The sequence below is a fragment of the Geobacillus proteiniphilus genome (assembly GCF_001908025.1).
Classification (GTDB): Bacteria; Bacillota; Bacilli; order Bacillales; family Anoxybacillaceae; genus Geobacillus; species Geobacillus proteiniphilus.
This window is the reverse complement of sequence record NZ_MQMG01000025.1, coordinates 39,563-48,287: the sequence shown is the minus strand read 5'-3', so window position 1 is coordinate 48,287 and position 8,725 is coordinate 39,563. Positions and strand designations below refer to the sequence as shown.

The 8,725-nt window shown below is 41.9% G+C and carries 5 protein-coding genes; all 5 read left to right on the top strand.

Annotated features, from left to right (window positions below; genetic code table 11):
* A partial coding sequence (locus BRO54_RS10115) for a DUF262 domain-containing protein (RefSeq protein ID WP_239691245.1) occupies positions 1 to 417 on the top strand: 417 nt, incomplete at its 5' end.
* Between the two features lie 250 nt (positions 418 to 667).
* The gene (locus tag BRO54_RS10110) at positions 668 to 928 is read left to right on the top strand and encodes a hypothetical protein (protein WP_074043866.1); all 261 of its coding nucleotides are present in this window, start codon (positions 668 to 670) and stop codon (positions 926 to 928) included.
* Positions 929 to 2,060: 1,132 nt separating this feature from the next.
* Entirely contained in the window at positions 2,061 to 3,827 is a 1,767-nt protein-coding gene (locus BRO54_RS10100; protein WP_074043864.1) for a GmrSD restriction endonuclease domain-containing protein, read from the top strand.
* A gap of 490 nt (positions 3,828 to 4,317) precedes the next feature.
* Positions 4,318 to 6,360 (top strand): McrB family protein, encoded by a 2,043-nt coding sequence (locus BRO54_RS10095; RefSeq protein ID WP_074043863.1) that lies wholly within the window; start codon positions 4,318 to 4,320, stop codon positions 6,358 to 6,360.
* Between the two features lie 6 nt (positions 6,361 to 6,366).
* Positions 6,367 to 8,412: a hypothetical protein gene (locus BRO54_RS10090; protein ID WP_074043862.1), complete on the top strand. Its 2,046-nt coding sequence runs from the start codon at positions 6,367 to 6,369 to the stop codon at positions 8,410 to 8,412.
* Positions 8,413 to 8,725 lie beyond the last annotated feature (313 nt).

Below are 8,725 nucleotides of genomic sequence, written 5' to 3'. Positions count from 1 at the left end.
GATTTTCGTCGAGAGGGTGCGAAATGTGAGTTTGACAGTACAGTAGAAAGTTTGCTTGATTTGCTTGAGAGCATTCAGGAATGCCGGACACAGCTTCCGGATTTTCAAAGAGGCTGGGTTTGGGATGACGAGCGGATTCGGAATTTGTTGATCAGTGTTTCTCTCTCTTATCCGATCGGTGCGGTGATGATGCTCCAGACGGGAAATCCGAATGTCCGTTTTGCCTCAAGGCCGGTTGAAGGGGTCGACAATCCTCGCCAAGTGGAGCCGGAACGTCTGATTCTTGACGGTCAACAGCGGCTGACAGCGTTGTTTCAATCATTGAAATTGAAAGCGCCTGTAGCGACGAGAGACAAGAGGGACAAGACGATCAAACCAAGGAGGGGTAGCATCGGGAAGGCGGCCGATGATGAATGAACACCCCCAATCATGCAAAGGGGTATGGAAAGAGGAAGAGGGGTTTTGGTGACAAGTGACTTGGAACAACACATCCGCAGGGAGATGAAGGGGGAAAGCTTGATGGGAAAAGAGGAACAGAGACAAGGGCTGCCGGAGAGCAGGCAAATCGAAGTAAAATATTTATAGGTGGAAGAGCGTTCAAGACGCGATCTGCGTTATACTGAAAATGAAAAATGGAATGGGACAATAAGGAGAGGAGGAAAGCAGAATGAAATGGGAAGACATTTGCCAAGCGTTTCCGAACCGTTGGGTGTTGATCGAAGCGGTGGATGCTTATACCAATGAGGACAACAAACGGATTTTAAATCACATTGTTCCGATCGAAGCATTTTCTGATCCAATGGAAGCCATGCGGGCATATAAGCGGCTTCATAAAGAAACTCCTCATCGGGAATTGTACGTTCTTCACACGAATCGGAAAGAAATCAATATTTCCGAACGGAGATGGGCGGGGGTGTGGAGGGGATGATGCCGCTTCATATAGAGGACGGGTTGTTGCTCACGGCATTGCGGCTCACACATCGAGGGAAGACAATAGAGTTCCGCAGGGCGTTGGTTGATACTGGATCAACAGGGACGATCGTCTCCGTGGATTTAGCGGGGTAGGGGGAACGGAGTTTGTTTACGCAAAGACGGTAGATGAGGTGATGATCGGATTGATCGGAATAAAGCATTTTGAAGTAGAATTGGGAGCGATGGAGTGCGGTGTTGCGTTAGATGCCATTATCGGTCTCGATTGTCTTCTCTATATTGGAGCTATTATTGACTTGGAAGCTCTGTCTCTCTATAGCAAAAGGGTTTGAGTTTCCACTTCATGATGATTTTTGGTTTTTCATACTCCTCCAATAGCAAACTCTCCGTAAATGCCTCACTTGTGGTTTTTTCAATGCTCCCCCGTGTATCGCAAGCTTTGAACATCAAATTTTCTTTGGAGAGAACAAAACAACGGGTACGTTGATCCTTTACGGCGTACAGAGTCCAAGCTAAGAGATCGGCTTTGCTGCCATGATAATGCTAATTGCATCTCACATTTAGCAATATTTTCATAATATACAAAAAATCGGATATTCGCATAAAAATAATTTTTTGGTTCATCACCACAACGTGTACTTGACAAATGAGGCTTTTTCTCGTGTCACCATGTATGAAAATCGTTGATTTACTGATTTTTCCTTACAGAAGGAAGTATGACATGTTTTGAAACAGTCAAGTACAACTTTTGGTGAAGATCCAATTTTTTATACAAAAATTGTAAAATAATTAATTTTTATTCGGTAAAATCGGACTTATTTCAAATTTTTATTCAGGGTGCGAAATGTGAGTTATTTATATTTGTCGACCACAAGTTCATAATGGCGGTGGTATGGAATAAGAATATTTTTGTGAAAGTTCCGTATCAGGAAGAGGATTACAAATGCAAGTGTCGAAGTAAAAAGTTGCTTTCCTTAAAATTGGGCTCATCATTATGGAAAGTGCTGTTGCTGAAGTTTACAAATACGGTTGGGTGACGGGGAGCTGGTGTGGTATGGCGGTTTGACCGTATTGGGAAACGAAAGCGCACATAGTGGGAGAGGATTTCTTATGAAACGAGGAGGAAGAAAATGAGCGCCATTACTACGTTTGACAGTACGGTGGAGAGCTTGCTTGACTTGCTTGAAAGCATTAAGGAATGTCGAACACAGCTTCCCGACTTTCAGAGAGGCTGGGTTTGGGATGACGAGCGAATTCGAAATCTGTTGATCAGTGTTTCTCTCTCTTATCCAATCGGTGCGGTGATGATGTTGCAGACGGGAAATCCAAATGTCCGTTTTTCCTCTCGGCCGATTGAAGGGGTCGATACCCCCCACCAAGTTGAGCCGGAACGGCTGATTCTTGACGGCCAACAGCGGTTGACAGCGTTATTCCAATCATTGAAATTAAAGGTGCCTGTGGCGACAAAAGACAAGAGGGACAAGGAGATCAAACGGTTCTACTACATTGACATTGATAAAATTTTGGATCCAAACGTCGATCGGGAAGAAACGATCGTAAGTGTTCCGGAAGATAAAATCATTCGAGGGCCGGGGGGAAAAGTCGTTCTTGATTGTTCGGACTTGGACAAGGAATGCGAGGCGGGGATGCTTCCAGTGAACTTGCTTTTTGACCCTGCGGGGCTGTTGGAGTGGCAGACGCGCTATTTTTCGGATCCTGCGAAAATTGCGGAACGGTCATTGAAATGGCAAAAGCTTATGACGGACGTATTTCCCCGTTTCCAGCAATACCAAGTGCCTGTCATTATGCTTAGGAAGCCGACCCCGAAAGAGGCTGTTTGTCAGGTTTTTGAAAATGTGAATACTGGTGGTGTATCTCTGACTGTATTCGAGCTTCTTACGGCCACATTTGCGGCGGAAGATTTTAAGTTGAGGGATGATTGGACGGACAGGGAAGCGAAATTAAAGAAATCCGGAGAAATTTACAACAAAGTGTTGTCCGATATAAGCAGCACCGATTTCCTGCAAGCCGTCACGTTATTGGTGACGTACAATCGAAGAAAAACGGGGGACGGCGTGGCGGTCAGCTGCAAGCGGCGCGACATCCTGCAACTGGCGCTCGTAGATTACCAGGATTGGGCTGACCGTGTCACGGAAGGTTTTATTCAGGCGGCCCAATTTTTGCACGAGCAGCATGTGTTTTCAGCGCGGGATTTGCCGTACGGAACCCAGTTGATCCCGCTGGCGGCCATTTTTGTAGAATTAGGGAGAGAAGCGCATAATGTCCATGTCCGTGACCGAATCGCCCGCTGGTATTGGTGCGGCGTGTTGGGCGAACTGTATGGAGGAGCGACGGAGACGCGGATTGCACGTGACTTGGTGGAAGTCGTTGAATGGATTCGTGGCGGTATGGAGCCTACGACAGTGCGTGATGCCAATTTCGCCGCTGATCGCCTCTTGACGTTGCGTACTCGAAATAGTGCCGCTTACAAAGGCTTGCATGCGTTGCTCATGAGGGAAGGGGCGCGGGATTTCTTATCTGGCGTACCGATCGATATTCAGACGTACTATGGAGAATCGATTGATATTCACCATATTTTTCCGCGCGACTATTGCGAAAGACAAGGGATTGAGAAAACCAAGTATGATTCCATTATTAATAAAACCCCGTTGTCTTATAAAACCAACCGGATCATTGGCCATGATGCCCCAAGTGTATATTTGCGAAAATTGGAAGAAAAACGAGGCATTCCGGCAACGAAATTGGATGAAATACTGCAAACGCATGTCATTGATGTTGCATCCATAAGGGCCGATGATTTTGAGCAATTTTTTGAAAAAAGAAGGCTTGCCTTGTTGGGGATGATCGAGCGGGTGATGGGCAAGAAAGTGGAGTGAGCGGGACGGGCTGATGTTTTGGGGAGAGGTTGGCAAATTTTAAGTCTATGCTTCTATGAAAATCCGCACGATTTGAGCGGCTATTTTCATCTCGGGTAGAGTGCGGTATGGGCTTATGGACGTGTTGACCTAGTTGTCACGGTGGGTAGCCTTTGTGTTTTTGGGTGTCTTGAGTGTGTGGTTGCCTCAATGATGGCCGAAAACAACGGGGGTGGCAAGCTTTTTTTCTTTCAACCGTTGAAACTCAAGGGAAAACCGTGAGTGTGGAGGATAAACTTTTGACAATACCCTATAAAAAAGTAGGAGGTATGGTTCAAAGTGCCTGTCTCTTGAGCTTTGTCGAAGATTAGATCAAATAATCCAAAATTAACGATAAAATGGCTAAAAAGGTGGAGGAATTGGACAACGGATAATACCCACGCCTCTGAAGCTAGAACAGAGGGATGTTTTGCACTGTCGGTGAGCAGCAGGAAAAGGAGTTGCATCAGATATGGAAAGCAACGCAAGAAAATTGCAAGACTATTTAAATTCTCTCTTAAATGAGTTAGGGGCGCCGATCAACTGGACGCAGGAAGATGCTCATCAATTTTATGTGAGGTTTTGTGATCCGCAGCTTCTTGGCAGTCGTTTAATTTTAGAAGTAAGGTATGTGAAGGAGCTGCAGAATGACAACGTGTTATTAATAGCAGAAGTGCTGAATCCTGATACGTTTGCGCCGTTTGTCCTTCCTTTTAATGGAGATAAATGGACGGTAGCCTTGACTGTTCCGAATAATAGAAACAAGTATAAGAAAGGGGATATCTTAACTGCTGTTGCCGAGGAACTAAAATTCAATAAACTTTCGGATGAGAAGGAAAATAGAAAATTAGGAATGGTATTTATTAACGCAAATTCTATCCGGCGTGCTTCTTTTCAAACAAGTTTGTTAGCACGCTTCGGTGAGAGAATTGTGCAAAAGCTTGCGGAGCAGCTTGGGCCTTTGGAAAAAATTGCGCCGCTCATTGTATCGCAGATTGAATCACAAATAGAGAACGATATCCTAAGGTTAGAAGCGGAATTGAATAAACAAGAAAATGAGTTGCGAGCCAACTTTCGGGAGCAGGAGATAAAACTGCAAGAAGAATATCGTCAGAAGGAAGAGATGTTCAATAAAGAAAAAAGTAAAATCGATCGGCAATTAAAAAAGCTCGAAGGGCAGAAAAAATTAATCAGCGATGAAGAGTCTTTGCTAGATAAGAGAAAGAGGGAACTCGAAGAACAAAAAGAAGCTTTGAACAAAGAAGCCCAAAAGTTAGAAGGATATAAAAAAAGCCTAAAATCTCAATTTGAACGGTTCCGCCTTGTACATCCACTGTTAGGGAATGAAGATGATGAAGAGAATACTATTTCAAATGACCAAACCATTCATTGGAGCGATCAGGAAGATATGATAGCGACTATTCAAGGTGCTTTGCACGAACAATGCGATCTTCAGTATGAACGTGATGTTATTGAATGTTTTGTAGGCACTTTAAAGACGAATCAGCTTATTATTCTGCATGGTCCGAGCGGAACAGGCAAATCCAGCCTGGCAAGAAATTTTTCTAAAATCATTAAGGGGGCAAAGACATACACGATAAGGGTTCAGTCTAGTTGGACGGATAAGCAAGATATACTCGGGTTCTTTAATCCAATTGATTATCAATATGTCTCCACTGAATTTTTGGATGCGTTAGTAGAAGCAAAGAAAAATCCGCAATCTTTGTATTTGATTTGTTTAGACGAGATGAACCTGTCCCATGTAGAGTATTATTTTGCGGAATTTTTGAGCGCCATGGAAGAAGAAAATCCTAAGATTACCCTTTACTCTAAACATTTTCAAAAGTTGGCTTATGAAATGATTAAACCTTACATCACTGTGGATGAAAACGGATTTGAGTTTCTTGATGAAGAGAAATGCAAACAAATACAGAGCGATTCTGAAAGATGGAAAGTGCAAAATTGTTTTGATTTGTGCTACCGGTATCCTGCAGAATTTGAAATTCCACGTAATGTAAGATTTATTGGCACGATGAATATGGATCATACCGTAAAGGGACTAAGTCCCAAAATGATTGATCGTAGCTTTGTAATTGAACTGCGTTATCCAGAGGATGAGGAAGGTTTAATAGAAGAACTGGAAAAGATAAAAGTATCTAAGTTGATTTCCGTTGATTTGGAGAAAGATTTAACGGTGACTGTAATGGATGAGGATTGCAGGCAAAAGGCCAAAGAACTCAATCCGCTGCTGGATCAATTAGGAGCTAGATTGAACCGCAGAGCTTTAGACCAAATTGGTTATTACGGAAGTGCGGTAAACTCTCATTTGAAATTTGATCAAATCATTCGCGGAAAAATATTGCCGAGAATCCAAGTTTCACGAAGCGAAGAAACAGTTCAAGCATTGGAGCAGCTATTACAAAAGCTCAAGCATCAATCGGATATTTCATTATTCACTCAAATGAAAATAGAAGAAATGTTAAGTCAAGGGCGGACCATTACATATTGGAGATGATGCGAAGTGGAATTATGGATCGCTGAGATCAAGTCTACAAGCGAACGCCCTATACAAAAATTAATCAGTCCGCTGATTTTTAATGGAGAAAGCAACTGTTATATTGCTTCTGAATATGAAGGGACGATTGTTGTAAAAACATCGAATAATAAAGTCCAAAAAGTATTCTTGTCCCATTATGGTGTAACGTCGAGAGAGCAGCGAATTCCTTTAATTTATGATGAACAATGGGATGTTTGGTATGATAAAGGCGATGAACTTGAGGAACGAAGCCCCATCGGTATTAATCAATGCGGCACTTTTTTCTTTGAGGCGGAAGATGGAGACGGGTATATAATAGACAGGTCTAGCGACGTTTATATCACAAGCAGTTTATTGACAGAGGAAGAATTTCAGCAGATGAAAGACGAAATCGTCCATATGCTTGAAGATTTATTGACGGCTAACGAGGGGCCTGCGACGCCAATGAGATTGTGGAGAGAAAATGTTGAGGCGGCTCAATATGCATTGGAACAGACGAAAAAACTTCATGAAGTGTTATTGGAATTGGAAGATGCGCCCCATGAACAATTAATACGTGAGCAACAATTAGTCCCTTCTTCCAAAATAAAACGGTTTAATGCAGAATTTTTGATCAACCGCAAGCTTTTTCCGTTTAAAGATAAGTTTTCGATTCCTGTAAACGTGCGTTCCATAGATATTTTGGAACATAGAATGATACGCTGGGGGCTAGAGAGGTTAATAGATTATGCGGACCGTTATTTAAGACAGGCGCGGAACAGAAAAAGAGATTTATGTCAAAGAAGGGATTTTTTAATTTATGCATTATCTAGTGAGAAAGATCAGCGTCTAGGAATTTGGGAGCAGAAAAGAATCAATAATTCTATAAAGAAAGATTTGGTTCATGTTTCCGAATTCCTTCGGTTAGTTTGCGAGAGTGAGCGTTATTGGGAAGAGATTGTTGATATAGCAAAGAAATGTTTAAATTTGCATTACTTGAATGTAGGCGAAGAGGAACTGGCGCAAACGCACTTGTTTACATTTTCGCCTCTTTACAGTGAAGCGTATCAATATTTAGACGATTTGTTGAATTTAAAGCCGTTGAAGCAATTGTCAAATACATATGCTCCTTTGCAAAAGTCACCAAAATTATATGAAGTATGGTGTTTGCTTTCGATTATTCATTCATTAATTTACGAATGCGGTTTTATCCCGGTTCAAAATCCGTATACCCAAATTCAACGACGTCTTCAAAGAAAAAGGGGGTTAGAAGGAATATCTTTTACCTTTCACCGCCCTGTTTATCGTTATGAAAATAGTTATGAGCTGCAAGAAATGGATTTAACACTTGAAGTTTATTATGAACGTCCTTTTTTAGATGCGGAAAAATCTTATAGACCTGATTTTACTTTTATTTTCCGGGATTCGTTTCGAACGGAGACGGCTTTTTTGGATGCAAAGTATAAGCCATTGCCTAATCGGGAGTATTGGGCTGAAATCGTTCGTGATGTATCATTTGAAAAATATTATGAACCTTTGCCGAAGAAGCCTATAGCATCCTTTTTAATGCATCCAAATAAATTAAAGGATGTTTCGATTCATACATGGAATGCGGCAATAAATCATAGGAAACAAGAAGAACTTAGGCACCGTTTAGGCAGCTTTGATTATAAGCCTAGCAATAAAAAAGGGTTTGTAAAATGGATGAATATGCTGCTGCATTATCATTTAGGGTATAACGGAGTGTGCATGCATTGCGGTGCACACTTTCCTGCTAAGTGTGAGTACGATGTTCAACAGAAAAAGAAAAAGTATTTTACATGCAGTAATCCGGAATGCGAAGCCTTTTGGGTAGAGTCTTTTTGTTTCAACAGAAAAGGAAGAATTTATGCGAAAAAAGATGCTCATGAATCATCAACTGCCACTTTGTTTAAATATACTAAACATTCAGGAATGAATTATCATAAGGAAACACCAGACGAATGGGATGTGTTTTGTCCAGTTTGTAACAAACGGGCTCAGGATCGATTTACCCGAGTTCGACAGTTTTGAGGCCATTTTAGGCACATGAAAAAGACTAAAATGCAGTAATATCAAGGATTTCGCGGTATGGATCCTAGAAAAAAGCCGAATTGAATAGGCACACGAATTGACCATTTTTCCTTATTGCATGTACATGCAATAAGCCACACAAAAATAAAACTGCCGTGGCGTATCTCCAGCTTGCTCACAACGAATGGGAATCAAATGACAATTTGCAAAAATCGAATACTCTGTTCAGTTGACTGATTCTTTGATAGTTTGGATGGCGTCAGGTAGTAAGAGAGTGCCTCGCACTTAGATATTTTTCTACAAAAAACGTGAG